The organism is Agrobacterium sp. MS2 (genome assembly GCF_003261015.1).
GTDB classification, from domain to species: domain Bacteria; phylum Pseudomonadota; class Alphaproteobacteria; order Rhizobiales; family Rhizobiaceae; genus Agrobacterium; species Agrobacterium pusense.
Window position 1 is genome coordinate 1 of sequence record NZ_QLNF01000037.1, and the last position, 20,079, is coordinate 20,079.

Here is a 20,079-nt window from a genome sequence, read left to right on the forward strand (position 1 = left end):
CTGGAGCGGCGCCGATCTGATCAGCAACATACTTCAGCATGGCGCGAGGCGGAGTTTCTTCTGCTCCAAGCACTCGACCCGGGTATCGCATTAGACATAGCTGGATGGCGAAGCCGAGCCGATTGTGATTACGTCTCCGCAGTTCAATCTCCAGGCGATCCGCCAATGACAACGAATAGTGTCGGATTAGGTTATCCTCGTCGACTGGTATGTCGACAAGTTTTCGGCGATCTTGATCTTTGAGAAGTTTGCGCTTTGCCATCGCCCGACTCCATTAACGACCAACCTGTGTGAAGCGTTGTCGAGTCGGACCGGACAGAAAAATCAAAACTGGCGCATGTCGACGGCAATCCACAGAGATCCGGATGCTGCACATCCGATCTACAACATCGTTCCGGTTTCGTTCGGCCCTAGCGTACGATTTCGGACTGCTCTTGTTCTGACCCCAATTTGTAAATTCGGTACAAATCGCTTGATTCTTTGTTTTTGATGCTCGACATAATAGACATGGAAACTCCTACAACCATCCTTATAGTCGAAGACGATGCCGATATCCGGGCTCTGGTCTGCGCCCTGCTTACGTCAGAAGGTTTTGCCGTCGAGCAAGCTAAGGACGCAATAGATATGGACGACGTCTTGGGTCGTATATGTCCTGACCTTATCATTCTCGACTTAATGCTTCCTGGCGAGGACGGATTGTCCATCTGCAGACGCTTGTGCAACAGCTATGCCGTGCCGATCTTGATGCTCACGGCCAAAGGTGAGGAGATTGACCGAGTGCTCGGCCTTGAAATGGGAGCCGACGATTATCTGGTGAAACCATTTGGTCCCCGCGAACTACTGGCTCGCGTGCGTGCTCTAATCCGTCGCGTCAAGTCCAAGGATCAACCTGCTCCAATGCGACGTCTAGCGTTTGACAAATTCATCGTCGATCTCGATGGCCGGGTGGTGATCGGCACCGACGGCCCGGATCTCGGCTTAACGAGCGCCGAGTTCGATCTTCTGGCATGCTTTGTTCAAAGGCCGAGGCGCGTGCTCACGCGCGACCAAATTCTCGACTGGACCCACGGCCGCAATAGTGATCCCTTTGACCGTACGGTGGACATGCTTGTGTCCAGGGTTCGCAAAAAACTTGATGCGTCCAGCCCGGGATCAAAATTGATTACCACTGTTCGAAACGGGGGCTATCTCTTCACTGCAACAGTGAAAACCGTGACCTGATGTTGCCCCTCGGTCTCGCTGGGCGGCTCATATCGATCACAGTGGTAGCAGTGATCGTTGTTTGGCTGGTGGTCATCGCCAACGTCTATCGTAGCTACAATTCACAACAACAGAATGTTCGGCCGCCGCCTGATAAGATTGCTGCCATTGTGGATATCGTCGAGCGCGCTGGCGATGCGGGAGAACGTCGCCGTGTGCTTGACGCAGTTCGCTCGAATCTCTTGGATCCCCGCCTTGAGGATGACCGTCAAAGGCCATCGGAGGACGCCGCCGCGACCGAGGAAAGCCTGACGCGAGAATATGGGGAACGCTTGGGAGATAGAGCGGTTAAAGTCACCGCGGCACCAATTACAATTTACAATTGGACGGTGGGTGTCCTGTCAGCAAAGCCTCGGAACATTCTGAAAATCCGCATTGCGCTCAGAACGGGCGACGTTCTCGTCATCAACAGCAAAACCCCATATGCCGTCTCCCCACTCGGAGTCCCCGTCGGATTTGGCGCCGGTTTGATCGGCACGGTGATTGCGCTTGTTATGTTGCTCGTACTTTGGTCGGCAACCCTTCCCCTCTCCGAGCTTGCACGCGCGGTCGACAAGATTGACTTTGCAACTGAGCCCGCCCCTCTGCCGCGCGCGAGATCAGGGACGCTGGAGATACGCGCATTGGCAGCGGCCTTCGACCGCCTCCAGATACGCCTCTCGCATCTTCTTCGCTCCCGCATGGCGCTGTTGGGCGGTATCTCACACGATGTTCGCACCTTCGCGACACGACTGCGCCTCCGCATTGATCAGATTCCGGATGCTCAGGAACGCGATCGCGCAATAGAAGACATTTCTGACATGATACGATTACTCGATGACGCTTTGTTAGCAAGCCGAGCCGGGGCCGGCGAGCTTAGTGAAGAACTGCTCGAGTTCGAGGCACTCGTTACCGCTGAGGTACACGATCGCCGTTCAAGTGGACATGCGGTCGAATCATATATCGACCCAAACGCTGTGGGGGCCCTCGTTCTTGGCGACCGATTATCGCTCCGGCGTGTGATATCAAACCTCATAGACAATGCGCTAAAATATGGAATAGCCGCTCGCGTGCATGTGCAAACCACCGCCTCGGACATCACGCTGAGAATTGATGATGACGGCCCTGGCATTCCTGCTGACTTTAGACAGTTGCTATTGGAACCGTTCGTGCGCATCGAGACGTCCCGAAATCGAAGCACCGGTGGTGCAGGACTGGGCCTATCCATCGTCCGTAATCTGGTCGAGGCTCATGGTGGGGCAATCACGATAGGCCAGGCCGACAGCGGCGGAGCAAGCGTCATTGTGGCTCTTCCACTTTTTGTTCCCACCTAGTCGAACCTGGACCTGGCCTCGAAACCCGAGCTGACTCCGGCTATTATCCTCATGCAAATCACATGACTGCCAAGTCGCCCTTGGACAGCAGAAATACGCAATCATTCTCAGTGCAACAGAATGCGAGGTGTCTCGACGAATGCGGCAGTGAAGCTAGTCATCTAATTTTTACTCCGCACGTTCCACAGGGCCAAGAAGATTTGGACTGATATTGCTCCCTTCTGAGGTTTGCAATCGTGTGGAACGACGTTCGCTCTGCGCTTGCATTCATTCTGGCGGTTACAAATCGTTACATTCGATGACAAATCTCTACCGTTTCATACGTACTAGAGATACTGCGCACAAGCAGTCCCTGTAATCTCTCCTCACTCAACAGCCACCTGTTTTCCGAGGAAAGGTTGACATTATGACAGGACCTACGCCAAAGCGAAATGTATCGCATTTCTCAGTTGGAACGCTGGGTTTCCTTAGCGTCCTAGTATCGAGCGCACCGCTACAAGCTCATCCGAAGGCGAGTATCAAAATGGCCACGTCGGAGGTGGTTGACATGGAAGCGGCCAAAGAATGCGCGCCAGAACTCTATGCCTATTTCAAAGTGGAGACTTTCGGTCGACAGCTCGGCGAGGACGCCGATGTCGTCGCAGACGCGGTTGACGCTTTAGGCGCCCAGCTTGAAGATTGCCTCGATCATGTAGGCGCTGGAGATGTCCCTCTGGATGACGGTCCGAGCTCGAAAAAAGCTGCGTCGCTTCCGGGCGTTCTTACAGGCATATGAGCCGTCACTCTGCACTTGCGTTCCCTTCTCTGTTTTCTTCGCAAAGCGAACTATATTGGCATAGGAAAAAACAATGTCGCAACTACGACACTATATAACCGATTTGAATCCTTGGCGTTTCGTGCTTCGCCACGTAGTGCTCGCACTTACAATTCTTGCTGTCGTGCCAGCGGGTATCGCTTCCGCGGCAACCGGAGGGGCGACCGTTACCAGTCTTAACATGAGGGCTGGACCAGGAACCTGGTATCCTGTGGTTATCACAATGCCCCCGAATGCAGCTCTCACCGTGTTTGGTTGCTTGAATAGCGGTTCTTGGTGCGATGTCTCTTGGGGCGGTGCACGTGGATGGGTCGCGGCCAATTACATCTACACGACCTACGAAGGGCGTACGGTTGCCCTCAATCCGGCAATTATACCCGCAGTCGGACTGGCTGTTGTCGCTTTCAATCAGGCCTATTGGAATAATTACTATGCCAGCAAGCCTTGGTATGGCCAATGGGGAACCTACTACGGCGGACCCGCCGGTGTCGCGCGACAAGCTGGTGTGGTTCGAGGGCCTTATGGTGGTGCAGCGGCGGCAAGAGGGGGTTGCGTTGGTGCAGCCTGCGGCGGGACAGCTGTCATGCGCGGGCCGGCTGGCGGCGGGTTTGCAGGACGAGGCGGCTGTGGCCCAAATTACTGCGGCGGAGCGGGTGTTACCCGCCAGCCGGGTGGCGAGCTTCAATTCCGTAGAGGCGTAATCGAACGCTAAAACCAAAACGCTGGCTTACACCTCTGCATCGCATTCAAAGGATGCAGAGGTGTAAGCCTTTCACAGGAAAAGCCGGGATAGACCGGCGGTTACGCTCCTCCGGAATCCTACAGTGGTCAGTTTCACGGAACATCCAGGACAGTGCGCAGTGGTACGAGGCTAACATATGAACCGCGAAAATGCTGACTACATCTTGGCTCATCTGAGCTCAATGGGCGACGAGGGGTCAAGAATTCGTACAGTTCCGCCAGCTTGGATCCGTATCTTTGCCGCTTGCGCAACAGTGCTGACGATTTCCGGATGTGCGACTACCTCAACCCCATCTCAGGCGCTTTCATCATCCGCAGTCTTGAGGCCAACCTCGGATGCGAAAAAGCCTTACGCATATCAACGTGCAGGCACCGATTTTTCTTCTTACTCTCGTGCGATTATTCTTCCCGCATCAATCTATGCTGGTCCCGATGCTCAATTCGGAAAGTTATCGGACGGCGACCAACAGACCCTTGCTGCGTATATGAGCACCCAGTTTGTCAAGGTCCTTGGCAAACGGTTTCAACTCGTTAGCCAACCCGGACCAGGTACGCTTAGCATCAAGCTGACCTTGACTGGCGCAAAGTCTAGCACACCCGTTCTATCGACGGTGTCGCACGTCCTGCCTGTCGGTCTCGTCATAAATGCGGGTGCGCAAGTCGCAGGAAGGCCCGGGACATTCTCGGGCTGGGTTTCCTACGCCGTCGAAATCGAAGACGCTGAAACCGGCACGCTTCTTTACGCCTATGTCGGCTCCAGCAGCGCAAACGCGCTCGATATAACGTCGAATTTCAGAGGACTGGACGCGGCCAAAGCTGGAATACGATCCGCCTCAGAGGGACTCGATAAGGAGCTCTCGACGTATCCCAGATAGCGTCAACTGTTGAACCCGAATGTTACGTAGCGGCTACCTTTCATCGTTGGACGCGCCACTGAACCCGCTGGATCAAGACGAGGCAAACCAACAGGAGATACACTCTGACTTGCAGATATTGGAAAAAATTGAGGCGCATAACGTTCGGTTGCAACAACCGCCCTCGCACCGCTTGGCAACGCCTCACCAAGCTCTCGAAAATATCTTCTTTTCTGCGGCCGCGCCGTCGCGTTCTGCAGCCCGGCCCAGCGCCCGTTCTCAAACGGGCAATCTTATTTCCCATCATGGCATGTCTGATTGCCGCTTGTGAGAGTGAGAAGACTTCAGTTGTGCCTGCGCAGGGTGTGCGGGTCTTGGAAGCCGCTTCGAAGGAGCGTCAACGAATTGCGGAAGTTACAGGAGAAGTACGAGCTCGTGTCCAGACCGACCTTGCATTCAGGACAGCGGGAAAAATCGTCGAAAGGTTGGTTGATGTCGGCTCGCATGTGCAAAATGGGGATGTGATTGCACGCATCGACGATACCCAGCAGCGTGCCGACGTCGTGTCAGCCGAGGCTAATCTACTATCTGCACAAGCCACGCTCAGGCAGAAGGAACTTGCCTATCGTCGTTATGAGGCCCTGGTGGAAACCAGCACAGTGGCCCAGCAAACTCTTGACCAGGCTACAGAAGACCTTGCGGTCGCTAGAGGGACCTCGGAATCCGCCGAGGCATCTCTAGCCATTGCGCGCGAGGAACTTTCCCATACTGAACTCAAGGCCGAAGCAAACGGTACGATAACCGCACGCAACATCGAGGTCGGGCAAGTTGTCTCAGCTGCTCAACCTTCCTTCACCCTGGCCCACGACGGGCCGCGCGACGCGGTTTTTGATGTCTTCGAAGCTTTTTTCTTAACGGTTCAAACCAGTGATCAGGCGGTGGTCACACCGGTATCCGACCCTCGCAGCAGCCTTACGACTGCCATTCGTGAGATTGCACCTGTGATCGACACGACGACCGGGACCATCCGTGTAAAAGCGGCGCTCCCCGAAAACGTGCAATGGCCATTGGGCGCGCCGGTCGTGGGGCGCTTTGCTGCTCCCCCGCTTGTAGCCATTGCGCTCCCTTGGAGCGCAATGACCTCGTTTGAAGGGAAGCCGGCTGTCTGGGTTGTGGACATGGCCAGCCGAACCGTCGCTTTGCGGCCCATCATAGTATCGGATTACCGCACGGGCGACTTTTCCGTCGCCTCAGGTGTTTCTCCTGGGGAACTTGTCGTCACCGAAGGTGGCAAGTTCTTGAGACCAGAACAGGCAGTGACCTGGAAAGAAAATTAAGATGCAGAATAAATCTTCCCTAGTGCTGGCTATCACTGCCTCGATTTTGGCGTTGCTTGCAGCTTCCCACATCGGATTCGCCCAGGATGGGATCCCAAGGCCCGTCATTTGGCAGGAAGCGCAAACTGGCCAGGACGAGGGGCTGAAATTCGCCGGCATTATTCAGCCTCGCATAGAAACGGAACTTGCTTTCCGTGTCCTCGGACGCGTTATATCCCGCAAGGTCGAGGCAGGTGATGTCGTAGCGAAGGACGATGTCGTCGCAGAGATCGATTCGCTTTCCTTGCAACTGTCCGTCACGCAGGCGAATGCTGATTTGCAAAATGCCAAAGCACAACTTGAGAATGCCCAGATAAACGAACGTCGAAAGCGTATATTGGCATCGAAGAACAGTGCCAGCGAAGCTGACCTAGAGCTTGCCGAACAAGGTCTCAAGTCCGCTCAGGCAAACACCGCAAGAGCGGAAGCCGATCTTTCGAAAGCAGAAGAGCAACTAGGTTATTCCAAACTGACCGCCGAGTTTCCTGGGGTCATCACATCGACATCCATCGAGGTCGGGCAAACGACAACTGCTGGTCAGGCCGCGGTTAAACTCGCGCGTCTCGATCAGCGCGATGTCGTTATCGATGTTCCCGAATCGCAGCTGCGTCTGATCAACTCAGGGGCCGTTGTGAATGTCGCGTTGCAGCTCAATGAGGAGTTGCGAACGACCGGCCGTATCCGAGAGATCGCACCCCAAGCGGACACAGATACACGAACCCATCGGGTTAAAATCGCCGTTGATGCGGCGCCAAGCTTTTTCCGCTTTGGGTCCGTGGTGACCATTACCCTTCCACACGCTCAGCAGAAGACTGCAATCGTACTGCCGCGGTCGGCAGTTACTTTCAAAAACGGCGCTGCCGAAATTTGGCTGTTAGATGCCAGTTCCCTCACCGTGTCTGCGCGGGCCGTGGAGTTAGAAGCGGTGCGATCGGATGCGCCGCTTATAAGAGTGGTATCCGGGCTGAATGTCGGTGAAAAGATTGTTGTCGCTGGCATTGAGAAGCTTGAGCAGGGTCAGAAGGTGAGACTTGGACAGGAGCTGCGCCGATGAAAGATTTCAATCTCTCGGACTGGGCGCTCGAGCACCGCTCATTCGTCTGGTACTTTATGATAGCGTTCACATTTGCGGGGTTGTACGCCTATCTTAATCTCGGGCGCGAGGAAGACCCGTCCTTTACAATCAAAACGATGGTGATCCAAGCGCAATGGCCGGGAGCCTCGGCAGAAGAGGTAACGCAGCAGGTCACTGATCGTATCGAGAAGAAGCTGCAAGAGCTGGATAGTCTGGACCGAACGCGTAGTGTCACAACCGCGGGAAGGACAACAATCTTCGTTGATTTGCTGACAACGACAAAAGCCAGAAACGTTCCAGCGACCTGGCAGCGCGTGCGCAATATGATCGGCGACATCCAGCAGCAGTTTCCCTCAGGCGTTGTTGGGCCCTTTTATAATGACCAGTTTGGAGACGTTTACGGAAACATCTTTGCCTTCACGGCAAAAGATCTCAATCAGAGACAGTTGCGGGACCTTGTCGAGGATGCTCGCACCAAAGTCCTGACGGTGCCGAATGTCGGTAGAGTCGATATTATCGGCGCACAGGACGAGGTTGTCTACCTGGAATTCTCCACGCGCAAGATTGCCGCACTCGGCCTCAACCAGTCTGATATCGTCGCGAGCCTGCGCGATCAGAACGCCGTTACGCAGTCTGGATTCATCGATGCGGGCGCTGAGCGTATTGCGCTTCGTGTCGGTGGGCGTTTCATCTCCGAGGACAGCCTTCGCGCGATCAATCTTCGCGTCAACGACCGTTTCTTTCCACTGACGGACGTCGCAAACGTCAAAAGGGGATATATTGACCCTCCCTCATCGCTCTTCCGGTTCAACGGACAGCCAGCAATAGGACTTGCTATCGGCATGAAGGCTGGAGGTAATCTTCTGGAATTCGGACAAGATCTCGAACGGATGCTAGAGCGCGTCGTTCAGGATCTTCCTGTCGGCGTGTCAGTAGACCAGGTATCGGACCAGCCGGCAGTCGTCGACGAAGCTGTGTCCGGCTTCACTAAGGCATTATTCGAGGCGGTCGCGATTGTGCTCGCCATCAGCTTCATCAGTCTGGGCTTTCGAGCCGGCCTCGTTGTGGCGATTTCGATTCCGCTCGTGCTCGCCATCACCTTCATGGTGATGCAATATTCGGGTATTTCACTGCAGCGCATATCGCTCGGTGCGCTGATCATTGCGCTCGGGCTCCTAGTCGACGATGCGATGATCGCCGTCGAAATGATGGTCGCCAGGCTCGAAGTCGGTGACAGTCTTCGCAAAGCCGCAACCTATGTATACACTCATACCGCTTTCCCGATGCTGACCGGGACACTGGTGACCGTCGCTGGCTTTCTTCCGATCGGCTTCAACAATAGCAATGCCGGCGAGTTTACCTTCACCCTCTTTGTGGTGCTCGCTGTATCCTTGACCGTGTCGTGGATCGTCGCTGTTCTTTTCACACCCTTGCTGGGGGTGACCATCCTGCCCAAAACTATGAAAAAGCACGAAGCTCACAGGAGCCGTTCCGGCGCGGCCTTCTCGTGGTTGCTTCAGCTATGCTTAAGGTTCCGATGGGTGACGATCGCCGCAACGCTTGTGGCCTTCGGTCTCTCCGTTGCTGGCATGTCCCTTGTTCAGCAACAGTTCTTCCCCAGCTCTGATCGCCCAGAGTTGGTCGTCGATTGGAATTTGCCGCAAAACAGTTCCGTGGCCGAGACGAACCGGCAGATGGCACAGTTCGAGCGGGAAAAGCTTGTCAACAATCCCGATATAGATCACTGGTCGAGTTACGTTGGAAGGGGAGCGCCTCGGTTCATTCTTTCTTTCGACGTCCAGCCAGACGACGCGACCTTCGGGCAAATCGTCATCGTTTCAAAAGGTCTTGACGTCCGTGACAAGCTGAAGGCGGATCTCCAGGCTTATCTGCAAAAGACCTTTCCAGGCACCGATGCCTTCGTAAAAGCTTTGGACATCGGCCCGCCTGTCGGGAGGCCGATCCAGTATCGGATATCCGGCCCTGATATCGATAAAGTGCGCGAACTGGCTCAGAAAACCGCTGGCGTCGTTATGTCAAATTCGTCTTTGAATGGATTGGTTTTTGACTGGAATGAACCCGCGCGTGTGGTCAAGGTCGACGTTCTTCAGGATAAGGCACGCCAGCTGGGCGTCTCATCGGAAGACATCGCAAACGCTTTGAATGGCGTTGTCCAAGGCGGGAACGTGACGCAGATCAGGGACGCAATCTATCTGATCAACGTGGTCGGCCGCGCAGACGCAAAAGAGCGCGCTTCGGTGGAAAGTCTGCTTGATCTCCAGCTGTCCAGCAGCAACGGCAAGTCGATCCCACTGTCATCCGTGGCCAAGTTCGACTACGAGTTGGAGCAACCAATGATTTGGCGACGCAACAGAATTCCGACTATCACGATCAAGGCCGGCATCAGCGACGCGACCCAGCCAGCCACGATCGTAAAGGAAATTGCGCCAAAGCTGGACGAATTGAAAGCCACGCTTGATCCCGGATACGATATCGCCGTTGGCGGTACCGTTGAAGAAAGCAGCAAATCTCAAGCGCCGATCATAAGCGTGGTACCGGCGATGATATTCGTCATGACGACGCTGTTGATGGCTCAGTTACAAAGCTTCCACAGGATGTTTCTAGTGTTCTCCGTTGCTCCGCTCGCGCTGATTGGTGTGGTCGGCGCCTTGGTCCTGAGCCGCGCGCCTTTAGGTTTTGTGGCGATTCTAGGTGTCCTCGCCTTGATCGGCATCTTGATCCGGAACTCGGTGATCCTGATCGTCCAGATAGAGGATCTGCGCAATAGCGGCACGCCACCGTGGCGGGCAGTTGTTGAGGCAACCGAACATCGCATGCGGCCAATCATGTTGACAGCGGCGGCCGCCACATTGGCACTTATTCCTATCTCACGCGAAGTGTTTTGGGGCCCTATGGCGTACGCAATGATGGGCGGTATCGTCATTGGAACGCTTCTTACCCTGCTGTTCCTACCCGCCCTTTACGTTACCTGGTTCAGGATCCCCCGTGATGTTTAGACTCATTGCGGTTCGGATGGGCTTAACGCAGCTAGCAGTCTTTTATGGCGAAGGGCAGACCAGACTTTGGCGCACGCCAGCGTTGAGATGGCCCGTTGTCCTACCCGTGCTGCTCGTTGTACTTTCTGGCTGTGCAGGACGTCCGGAAGGGGTCCTGCGACCAGTGATCTCGGGCACCAAAAATACGGCTCATGTCGATATGCTGGTCGCAACCACCCGGAAACAGGCGGCCGATGCGGGCGAACTTTATACCGGCGAGCGAGGTACTGCGATCTCGCTCAACAGCATTACCGTTTCGATCCCACCGGATGGGACCCGAAAAGTCGGTGAGGTTCAGTGGCCAAAGCGCCTCCCCGCGAATCCCCAAAAAGAGTTCGCGGTGGCCGACGTTGAGAAAATTGCCACAGAAAGCCAGGCGCGCGCCTGGTTCCGGAATAATCGAAATGCCAAAAAGCAGGTCATCATTTTCGTCCACGGCTTCAACAACACTTATGCTGACGCCGTCTTCCGCTTTGCACAAATAGCCCACGATGCAGGAACGGACGCCGCTCCAATCCTCTTCACGTGGCCCTCACGAGCAAGTGCGTTCGGCTATCTCTACGACAAGGAAAGTACCAACTATTCTCGGCGCGCGCTTGAAGACATCATCATGCAGACGGCCAACAGTCCCGACGTTGGTGACATCACGATCCTGGCACATTCAATGGGTACGTGGCTTGCCGTTGAGGCACTGAGAGGGGTGGCAATGCGGGAAAAGATGATACCGGCAAAAGTCAAGAATGTTGTGTTGGCATCACCGGATATCGACGTTGACGTCTTTCGCCGGCAATTGATCGAAATGGGGCAAGAGCGGCCGCAGTTCACTATTTTTGCATCGACAAAGGACCGCGCGCTTGAAGTCTCTCGGTGGATATCCGGCGGCGTCAACCGAGTCGGCGGTATCGATGCCGCACCATACGCGAGTGTTCTCAAGCAACTCGGCATCACCGTAATCGATACCAGTACCGCCGTGTCCAAAGACGCGCTCGGTCACAACGCATTCGCTGACAGTCCTGAGATCATTGGTCTTCTGGGCAAGCGTCTTGCAGGGCAATCGCTCGAAGGTGGCAGCGTCTCGCTCACCGATCACCTCGGTATCGCAGCAATCAAGACTGCCGATTTTGCGGGCTCAGCTGCAAGAACAATCGTTGCAGCACCGATAGCTGTTGTCAGCCCCGAGGCGAGAAAAATGCTTGAACAAGGGAGATCTGGGGCCAGGGCAGAACTTGTCGATGGCGAAATCTCGTACTAAGCGCTGACGAGGAAAGTATCCCCGCGGTCCTCGTCGCAACGGAAACTTCCTATCGCCTCATGACCTTCAGCGGTTCGGCCCTCATTTGCAATCAGCGATCGAGTGGCGTCCGACGCTAGCTGCAAGAAAGGACGGCTTGGCGTAGCCAGCGATGAGCCGCGTCATTTTCGGAGCGGATGTGCCAACCTTGCTTGTAAGCAAAGCGCGACAGCTCCAATGGTGGAGGGAATGTTCTCAGGGCCCGGTTTTGAGGCTGAAACTCAAGCGCACGGCTGGCAATCGTGAGGACCAGCTCAGTGCCGGGCAACAGGTCAACCGCCATTCCCCAATGCGGAAGTACGACGGCGACACGGCGTTGAAGCCCCATCAGGGCCAGCTTCTGCTCAATCTCATCATTTGAATCAGGGCTCAGGGCGACGAGAACATGAGGACGGTTCAGCCAACATTCAAAAGCTAGTCCGCCCTCGTCCGGCAATGTGCTTTTATCGGCTATGCTGATATAGCTCTCGGTGAACAAAGACTGCACCCTTATGTGCTCAGGCACGTCGGGAAACAATCCCAATCCCAGATCCAGCTCGCCATCGCGAAGCTGTAGCAACATGGTGTCGCGACTGGCTTGGCTGATCGCCAGATCGAGGTTTGGGGCGAATCTCCGGACATGCTGAACCAGGCGAGGCAGGACGATCCTTGTCGCATAATCCGACATCGCAAGCCGCAACCGACCCCGCATCTGGGAGGGATCGAACTCCATTTCGCCCCCCAGTAAGCCATTAAGATTGATCAGGGCGTCATGCAGAGGTTGGATGATGGCATGCGCACGCGCCGTTAATTCCATCCGGCTCCCTCTTCTCACAAGCAAAGGGTCATTGAAGCGATGCCGGAGCTGCGCCAATGCGTAGCTAACCGCTGGTTGGCTCTTGTGGAGACGTTCCGCAGCCCGCGTGACATGTTTCTCCGTGAGTAGCGCGTGCAGCGTCACAAGCAGGTTGAGATCGATCCTACGAAGTTCATCCATGGGGTGGATAGTAGCCATATGAAAATGCGATTTCCATAAACCTTAGCGATGATGCATTATCATGGCAACAACAATATCGCGAGCGGCCACCGACGCCGTTCGGGTCAAGCAGGACAATTCCTCATGAATGCGTACCTCTTCGAGAGCAGGTTTCGCGGTTGGCTGGCGGCAGCCATCGCCTCGATGCTTTTTGGCTCCACCTATCTCGTAACGAGTCGATACTTGCCTGCTGACTTACCGTTATGGGGGGCTGCGCTTAGGGCGCTGCCAGCGGGCATCGCCCTGCTCATAGTGGCACGTCGGCTCCCAAAAGGCGCGTGGTGGTGGAAAGCCGCCATACTCGGCTCGCTAAACATGGGTGGTTTTTTCCTTCTATTGTATATCGCGGCACAACGACTGCCCTCCAGCATCGCGGTTTCTGTTGGGGCTCTCAGCCCACTCATCATCGCCGCGACCGCTTGGGTGCTGATTGGCGAACATATCACCAGGCGCTTCGTTCTTGGTGCAGCAATCGGTATGCTCGGCGTAGTGCTCATTGTCGGAGCCGCCAGTCAAACTCCGGACCCTTGGGGAGTCGCGGCCGTCCTCGGTGCTTCGGTGCTGATGTCACTGGGAGCCGTTCTGTCAAAACGATGGAACGACAACACGCCGGTTCTTGCAACGACGGCGTGGCAGTTGATGGCAGGTGGGATCGAACTTCTCGTCGTCGCAGCCTTGATCGAAGGCTCGCTGCCCCCTCTTAGCGGCACGGCATTCGCGGCTTTTTCCTACATCAGTCTGATCGCCACCGCGTTCGCCTACGTCTGCTGGTTTACCGGATTCCGTCACCTGCCGGCTGCCACAGTGGGGATCATCGCCCTGCTCAATCCCGTCACCGGTGTGATGCTCGGAGTATTGCTAGCGTCCGAGCCCCTGACGATCATTCAAGCTGCTGGAATAGGCTTAGTGCTCACGAGCATCGCGATAGGCCGCAGCCGCAAACCAGGTCAGCCAAAGAAAGACCTGCATTGGTCTCGATCCGAAGCGACGAGCGCAACTCGCGAATAGCATTTCGCATCGAGACTATCCAATGAAGGGAGGTGCAATCCGTCGCTCTGAATACCCATCCGAAAGTAGAACCGCGGCTAGTCGGTTCGAAACCAAAACCCAATTGTTTCCCTGTAATCTGTGTAAAGGTATCCACCATGAACATGAAAAGTTTATTCGCAACCGCTGCATTTGCATTCGCGGCAATCTCGGCCTCCAATGCCTTGGCCGGAGATATCGTCTCGCTCAAGTTCAGCAATGGCCGTGCGGATGTCGTCGGTCTTGAAAACGTGAAGGAAGTACTGAAGCCTCTCGGGATTCACATCCAAACGATCGACATTCCGCAGTCTGCAAAGCCCATCCTTGAGGCGTCTCACAAACGTGCTTTGACCAAGCCTGAACAGAACGAGCTCATCTCGATTTTCGGCATGGACCAAGCGCAATTGCTCGAACAGGTGAAGCTTGCCGGTCGCACTCCCGCCGTAAGCGGTGGCGGTGTTCTGACCGAGGAGACAGGGGTAGGTCCTTATCCAAAAGTATATGACATGAGGGCACTGGACCAGAAAACCCATAAAGCGGTGCTGGAGAAGTACGGACGTATGCACGTCAACTCAGCCGATGATGGCACGGATGTCGACGAAGTCATGACGGTGGTCGCCGGCGGGCCGTTTCGCTGGGGCTTTACCATGAAAGACGGCTCCATCGCCCGTTTTCAGGTGGATGAAGTTAGTTTGGACGATCAGGCAGTACGCGTAAGCTACCATGGCCTTGGAATGCATGCGGGCATTATGGATGCCAAGCAGGGCCTTATTGTTGCTTATGCACACGGTCCGAAGGAATTCACGATGCGTTACGAATCGAACGTCCCGCACGCGGAGCTTCTCGGTACAAATCCATGGATCGACTTCGGCGGCGAAATGCCTGTCGTGCTTGATAAAGTTAAGTAAGCTAATCCGGGTTGTTCGCCGACTGGCAAAGACATCGAACGCAATTTCCTTAGCTATCCTAAAACACCCCTGGAGTTTGATACCTCCAGGGACTTTCGCATCCTTCGTGTTATCATACCGCATGCTACCATAATTAATCTTAGCTTAACTCTCGTGCCCGCCTTTCTTGGCTGGGCCTACGTCTTCGTCCTGTTCACGATCGCGACAAGAAACAAAATGTCCACGTCTTTAGTATTTGCTGGATCCCTTGATGTGCAATCGCTTTGACGTAATTGAACGATTGAGGAGAAACACCTCTTCGTGCAACTGTCTCATCCCAAGAAAGGCAGGCTACTCCATTTTGTTACCTTCCGCCGTTCGGAGCTTGCTGCAAACTTAAGATAAGCCACCGGTGGAGTTAAATCGTCTGCGCGTTAGCATAGCTAATGTGGGTTCGTGCCCATTGCGATCCAGTTAAACGGGTCAAGAGCCTCTATTCATGCTTGAATCCGTTGAATGAAAAGGAAAGCCAATGGCGATGTTCTTTCGAGGAACTACCGGCTGCCGCCATGTCTCGTGACGCAGCAGTATCTTCATAAATCGTTACATTTTCATGCAAATGGCCGTCCTTTGGTCTGGTTTTTGACACACCTCAGCTAAGAATCTACGTTACCAAGCCGCATGCGGAACCGGAGAAGTACGATGGAAACGGTCGAGTGGTCTTTTTCGGATATCCTGGGAGATCCACTAATTAGATTAGTCATGGCTGCAGACAATGTTAGTCAGGCCGATATCGAAAAGATGCTTCGCACTTTAGCGAAAAATCAACGAGATTTGAACGGGCGGAGCGCGATTAAGGAAGATCATTTCGTCGGCCGGCACAGACCCTCTGAACGCGGTAGCCAATTCAAACGCAGTCATTAATGTCGGTCTATCTGACCATACTCTTTTGATAACTTCGTCTAATCTCGCAAAGGCGATCGGGCGAACGTTTCGCTCGTCCAAATTAGCGGAGAGAGGCGTTTGGAAGCCTCCGTCCAGCTACGATTGATGCTGCGCTACTTCAACGCCGCCGGGGCGACTCGACGTCGCTGATCGCGAATAATGACAGGGTGAAACCGTGTTGGCTGGGAACCGCAGTACACGCTGCGTGACCTTATGCAGTCCGCGTGGGATTGGCACATGAAGACAAACCCAGCTCGGAGCGCGCTAGTTCCGTAAATTGAATTTTGCGATAAATGCCAAAAAAACAATACGTTAATGTATGTTCTGATTGCCGCTTCGATGACGGCGACGCCGCATACAAACTATAGGCCCGTAATGGATTTGGATGATCAGTCCTCGCGTTTGCACTTCGCATATTCTGGAATTGACGCTTGCGACGATGTTGCCAGTGCCCTCGCCATATTCCAGCGATCATATCGCATCGATCATGTGACGTACCACCTGTCGCAAACCACGGCGAGCTTGGTTGACGCGCCATTTGTCCGAACAACCTATAACGAAGCGTGGGTCGCCCGTTACCTGTTGCGAGGATACGTTTCGGTTGACCCCATCGTCGCAGAGGGTTTTCTCCGCCAGCTTCCATTCGATTGGCGAGACGTTGAGGCGACCGAAGCAACACAGGAATTTCTGCTGGATGCCGCCGGGCATGGCATCGGTAGGAACGGCTTTTCGATACCTGTCGCCGACAAATCGCGTCGTGCACTTCTTTCTCTCAATTCTTCGGCCTCAGACGAAGAATGGAGCGATATCATCGCCGATGCTCGGGACGAATGGATTGATCTCGCCCGTCTCATACATCGAAAAGCTATTTTCGAAGTCTTTGGTCGTCATGACCCAGTGCCGCTGCTGAGCCCTCGCGAGATGGAGTGCCTTCATTGGTTAGCTCTTGGCAACGACTATAAGGGCGTTGGGCTCATACTCGGTCTCTCGGAGCATACGATACGCTCATATCTCAAGTCCGCCCGCTATAAGCTGGGATGCTTGACCACAACTGCGGCAACAGCCCGAGCAATTCAGCTACGCCTCATCAATCCCTACGGCAATACCCCTATCTGAGGGTGCCGTTCCAGGGGAATACGACCCTTCCCGAGACATTGGCATGCTGCAACGCACACACGTTGGAGACGCCCATGTATCTTTTAGTTCAGGCCCATCAGTTCGAGAAATTCTCCCACTTGATCGATCAGTCTTTCCTGCTGCGAAAACGAGTTTTTGCGGATCGGCTGGGCTGGAAAGTTGCAGTGTCCGGCGAAATGGAAAAGGACTTGTATGATACTTTGAATCCCGCCTACCTTTTCTGGTGTGATGATGAGGGAAAGAGGCTTTACGGAACGGTCCGGCTCTTGCCAACGACCGGGCCAACCCTCTTATACGACGTCTTCCGGACGACCTTTCCCAATTCGTGCGACTTAGTTGCCCCCACGATATGGGAGGGCACGCGTATGTGCATTGACGAAGACGCTATCAGCTGCGACATGCCCGAGTTGCGCCCGGATCAGGCGTTTTGTCAGCTTTTGCTCGCTTTGTGTGAGGTGGCGCTCGACCACGGGATCGAGACATTAGTATCGAACTACGAACCCCACTTGAAGCGACTGTATGAACGCGCCGGCGCGGAGCTAGAGGAGCTTGGCCGAGCGACGGGATTTGGGCGCTTTCCGGTTTGCTGCGGCATGTTCGAGGTCTCCCCCCGAATTCTCAGGCAGATGCGAACTAAACTGGAGGTATCCGAGCCTCTATACCGACGCAGCTATCCTACTCGACGGCAAACGGGCCAGCCTACAGCTCGTGGCGAAAGGCTTTCCGAACGTCTGCAGGCTGATTTCGGCGAGATTCAGTCGGACCAAGCGGATCAAGTCCAATCCCGCTCTCTTGTGATGGCGTCCTGGCCCAGTCCCGGATCTTCCACGATCAACCCGTGAAGGGTCCGCTAGCGAGCTGCGGCCGCTTGGCTTCGCCTGCGCGGTGATCGCGCCCGTGACCACGCCTTTTTAGGAGCCATCGAGCGGGAATTGGCCCGCTCCCGATGGAGCCTTCAAATGTCGTATGATCTCACGCTCGCACAGTCCCACGCCTTCCAGCTTTCCCGCGACCTGATGGTCCCGGTTACCGTCTTCGAAGTCGACGGCGAGTACGGTGTCCTGCCCTCCGACGAGATCGACGCAGGCGACGACCTCGACATCGTGCACGAGTTTTTCCCTTGGCCGGCGCATTGAGCCGGCCTTCGCCGCTCGCGCGGCGAGCGTTCTTGCCGCTTGCGAGCCGGCGGACGCAAGGGAGGCTACGCCGCGCCTGGCTTTCGACACCTACCACTTCTGGCAGTTGCCAGGCGCGCCCTTGCATCCTTTGCTCTTCGCGGCCGACCGGAATTGATCCGCGAATTGCGGAAGATATTTCGGTGAGAGGACCGATCAAAAAAGGATCGGAAGGAAAATGGACAGGAAAGAAATCGAAGACCTTCGAAATCGGGTCGCGTGCGAAGCTGTACTCGAAACATCGGGTTTCGCAATCGATGTCAAAGAGAGCACCCGCCGAGCCCGAAAATTCAGGCGAGGCGCTGAGATCGTCATCGTGACACATGGTGGTCGCGGTTGGTTCGATCCGCTGAGCGATGCAAAAGGCGATGTATTTTCACTTGTTGCTATCCTGGATCAGGTCGGTTTTGCAGAGGCCGCGAGCCGAGTGGCCGCTCTCAGCGGGTTTCGCCCGGCGACGCCGCTCTGGAAGAAGGTCACGACACCTCGCGCGTCTGTGCTCAGCCGTTGGGAGCAACGGAAGCGCCCAGAGCCTGGGTCTGAGGTATGGCGGTATCTTTGCTGGACACGCGCTCTTCCGGTCTCAGTGGTTCGTCAGGCAGCCCAAGAAGGCGCACTTAGAGAAGGTCCGTCCGGAAGCATGTGGGCGGCACATACGGACAATAGTGGAGCTCTATCAGGATGGGAGGAGCGCGGACCCGCTTGGCGGGGCTTCGCATCTGGAGGGGCTAAAACCCTCTTCCGGCTCGGTCCTGCCTATGCAAGACGGCTATGCGTCACCGAAGCTGCGATCGACGCGATGAGCCTTGCGGCGATCGAGGGCGTTCGGGAAGGAACACTCTACGTGAGCACAGGTGGCGGCTGGTCGCCAACGACGGAGGCGGCCTTAAGAAGCCTGATTTCGCGATCTGCAACGCAAGTTGTCGGTGCGACTGACGCAAATCCCCAAGGTGAGATTTTCGCGGACCATTTGCGCGGGTTAAGCGAGGCAATGTCATCTGACTGGTTGCGTTTGCGGCCGCCAGCGGATGACTGGAACGAGGTCTTGCAGGACAGATTGGAGGAAAATGCAAACAGGGAGATAGGAGGAGGGCGTGCCGCATCTCGGTCGACTGCGTCAAGGGAAGCTTCGCCCGGCTAAGGCCGGCCCTTGACCCCGCCGCGCGGGATGCCGGCGGCCTGGAACATATCGTGAAGGATTGAAGATGAAGATGAAGATGATCGCGACGGTCATCGCTTTGGTCCCGATATCTGAAAGGATCCAGAAATGAAGATCGAAAATACCATCCGAAAGATTTTCGAAGGTGTCGCCACGCGTCCGCAAATGTTCAGGTTGTTTGACCGGCATGGTCAACGCCCCGACAAGGGAGGGTTCGACGCCTCAACTCTCTACAGGGGCGAATGGTTCGAGATCGACGAGACCCTTTATGATTACATGCTGAATCTTCTGCCTCCGCTGTGGATACGTGGTCCGATCTTTGCGATGCGCGAGTTCATGACCGGATCCGTAACCTCGGTCTTCTTCGCGCTGCAGATCGACGAAGCCGTCCGATATTTCCACACCTACTGCGATCTTGCCGACTCGACCTCCGTGGAGTCGATGCGCGCGGCGATTGTCTCGCGCGAAACCCGCCCAGTCCGCGCAATGAGCCGCCAAGAAAGGCTCGAGCATATCTGGAGCACGACTACGGACGGATATCGGGCTTATGCCGGCGATCGGTGGCCGAAGCCAATGCAAGGCCAGCGAACGGTGATGCTCTATGGCGGCACGGAACGTACCTTCCTGAAGCTGCTCGACACGCTGACCGACGACGAGGTCGCAGCGAAGCTTCCTGTGCATCTGCGCCACCTCCCGTCAGCCCTGGCCGCCTGAGCCGAGTCCATTCCCGCAAAACTGGTGCCGCAGCCGGTCAAATTCTCGACCGGACGATGGCGCACGTGCAAACCCAAGGAGTTTTCAGATGAACAATGATCCGTTCACGCTCGATATATTCGGCTCAAGCGCGCTTTCCTCAGGCCTCGGACTCGGCGTCACGGCTTTCGCAAGCATCTCACCTGATGTTGCAAACGACGACGATCCAGATCCGACGCCCCCCGCATCATCCCCTGCCCTC

General features: G+C 55.4%; 17 protein-coding genes and 2 pseudogenes. 17 read left to right on the forward strand and 2 right to left on the reverse strand.

Translation table 11 applies throughout. The features are described 5' to 3' along the window. Positions 1-262 (reverse strand): DUF4158 domain-containing protein (locus tag DOU54_RS13620; protein WP_146617364.1); only part of this gene is annotated, 262 nt, incomplete at its 3' end. A gap of 245 nt (positions 263-507) precedes the next feature. Between DOU54_RS13620 and DOU54_RS13625 the strand changes: the two genes are divergently transcribed. The 10 genes and pseudogenes from DOU54_RS13625 (at position 508) to DOU54_RS13665 (ending at position 11,741) form a co-directional block, all read left to right on the forward strand. Further along, complete coding sequence (locus DOU54_RS13625; RefSeq protein WP_113731439.1) at positions 508-1,221, forward strand: response regulator; 714 nt, start codon at positions 508-510, stop codon at positions 1,219-1,221. After that, entirely contained in the window at positions 1,221-2,573 is a 1,353-nt protein-coding gene (locus DOU54_RS13630; protein WP_113731430.1) for a sensor histidine kinase, read from the forward strand. The genes DOU54_RS13625 and DOU54_RS13630 overlap by 1 nt, the downstream gene beginning before the upstream one ends. A 547-nt stretch (positions 2,574-3,120) precedes the next feature. Next, positions 3,121-3,348, forward strand: coding sequence for a hypothetical protein (locus tag DOU54_RS13635; protein WP_146617365.1), 228 nt, complete (start codon positions 3,121-3,123; stop codon positions 3,346-3,348). A gap of 220 nt (positions 3,349-3,568) precedes the next feature. Then, positions 3,569-3,703 (forward strand): annotated as a pseudogene (locus tag DOU54_RS28090) (SH3 domain-containing protein); the annotation flags it as partial. A gap of 133 nt (positions 3,704-3,836) precedes the next feature. Beyond that, the gene (locus DOU54_RS28095; protein WP_286079908.1) at positions 3,837-4,088 is read left to right on the forward strand and encodes a hypothetical protein; all 252 of its coding nucleotides are present in this window, start codon (positions 3,837-3,839) and stop codon (positions 4,086-4,088) included. A gap of 177 nt (positions 4,089-4,265) precedes the next feature. Then, positions 4,266-5,003 carry a DUF3313 domain-containing protein gene (locus DOU54_RS13645; RefSeq protein ID WP_279795872.1) on the forward strand — a complete coding sequence of 246 codons (738 nt, stop codon included), beginning with the start codon at positions 4,266-4,268 and terminating at the stop codon, positions 5,001-5,003. Between the two features lie 284 nt (positions 5,004-5,287). After that, the gene (locus DOU54_RS13650) at positions 5,288-6,319 is read left to right on the forward strand and encodes an efflux RND transporter periplasmic adaptor subunit (protein ID WP_113731432.1); all 1,032 of its coding nucleotides are present in this window, start codon (positions 5,288-5,290) and stop codon (positions 6,317-6,319) included. Position 6,320: 1 nt separating this feature from the next. Next, positions 6,321-7,412 (forward strand): efflux RND transporter periplasmic adaptor subunit, encoded by a 1,092-nt coding sequence (locus DOU54_RS13655; protein ID WP_113731433.1) that lies wholly within the window; start codon positions 6,321-6,323, stop codon positions 7,410-7,412. After that, positions 7,409-10,450, forward strand: a complete 3,042-nt coding sequence (locus DOU54_RS13660; RefSeq protein WP_113731434.1) for an efflux RND transporter permease subunit — start codon at positions 7,409-7,411, stop codon at positions 10,448-10,450. Before DOU54_RS13655 ends, DOU54_RS13660 begins: the two co-directional genes overlap by 4 nt. 16 nt (positions 10,451-10,466) lie before the next feature. Beyond that, positions 10,467-11,741 carry an alpha/beta hydrolase gene (locus DOU54_RS13665; protein ID WP_113731442.1) on the forward strand — a complete coding sequence of 425 codons (1,275 nt, stop codon included), beginning with the start codon at positions 10,467-10,469 and terminating at the stop codon, positions 11,739-11,741. A 115-nt stretch (positions 11,742-11,856) separates the two neighbouring features. On the opposite strand, the gene DOU54_RS13670 is transcribed toward DOU54_RS13665, so the two are convergent. Further along, positions 11,857-12,756, reverse strand: coding sequence for a LysR family transcriptional regulator (locus DOU54_RS13670; protein WP_113731443.1), 900 nt, complete (start codon positions 12,754-12,756; stop codon positions 11,857-11,859). A 123-nt stretch (positions 12,757-12,879) separates the two neighbouring features. On the opposite strand from DOU54_RS13670, the gene DOU54_RS13675 reads away from it, so the two are divergent. From DOU54_RS13675 to DOU54_RS13705, 7 genes and pseudogenes are all read left to right on the forward strand, one after another. Further along, entirely contained in the window at positions 12,880-13,803 is a 924-nt protein-coding gene (locus tag DOU54_RS13675) for a DMT family transporter (RefSeq protein WP_113731444.1), read from the forward strand. Between the two features lie 137 nt (positions 13,804-13,940). Then, positions 13,941-14,729 carry a hypothetical protein gene (locus DOU54_RS13680; RefSeq protein ID WP_210206202.1) on the forward strand — a complete coding sequence of 263 codons (789 nt, stop codon included), beginning with the start codon at positions 13,941-13,943 and terminating at the stop codon, positions 14,727-14,729. 1,299 nt (positions 14,730-16,028) lie between these two features. Beyond that, positions 16,029-16,769, forward strand: coding sequence for a LuxR family transcriptional regulator (locus tag DOU54_RS13690; RefSeq protein ID WP_113731446.1), 741 nt, complete (start codon positions 16,029-16,031; stop codon positions 16,767-16,769). A 74-nt stretch (positions 16,770-16,843) separates the two neighbouring features. Further along, a pseudogene (locus tag DOU54_RS13695) lies at positions 16,844-17,473 on the forward strand (acyl-homoserine-lactone synthase); the annotation flags it as partial. 276 nt (positions 17,474-17,749) lie between these two features. Then, on the forward strand, positions 17,750-17,926 hold the full coding sequence (locus DOU54_RS27435; protein WP_193603343.1) for a hypothetical protein: 177 nt from the start codon (positions 17,750-17,752) through the stop codon (positions 17,924-17,926). 217 nt (positions 17,927-18,143) lie between these two features. Further along, on the forward strand, positions 18,144-19,106 hold the full coding sequence (locus DOU54_RS13700) for a DUF3991 and toprim domain-containing protein (protein WP_113731437.1): 963 nt from the start codon (positions 18,144-18,146) through the stop codon (positions 19,104-19,106). A gap of 126 nt (positions 19,107-19,232) precedes the next feature. Further along, positions 19,233-19,838 carry a DUF1419 domain-containing protein gene (locus DOU54_RS13705; protein ID WP_113731438.1) on the forward strand — a complete coding sequence of 202 codons (606 nt, stop codon included), beginning with the start codon at positions 19,233-19,235 and terminating at the stop codon, positions 19,836-19,838. The last annotated feature ends 241 nt before the right edge of the window (positions 19,839-20,079 follow it).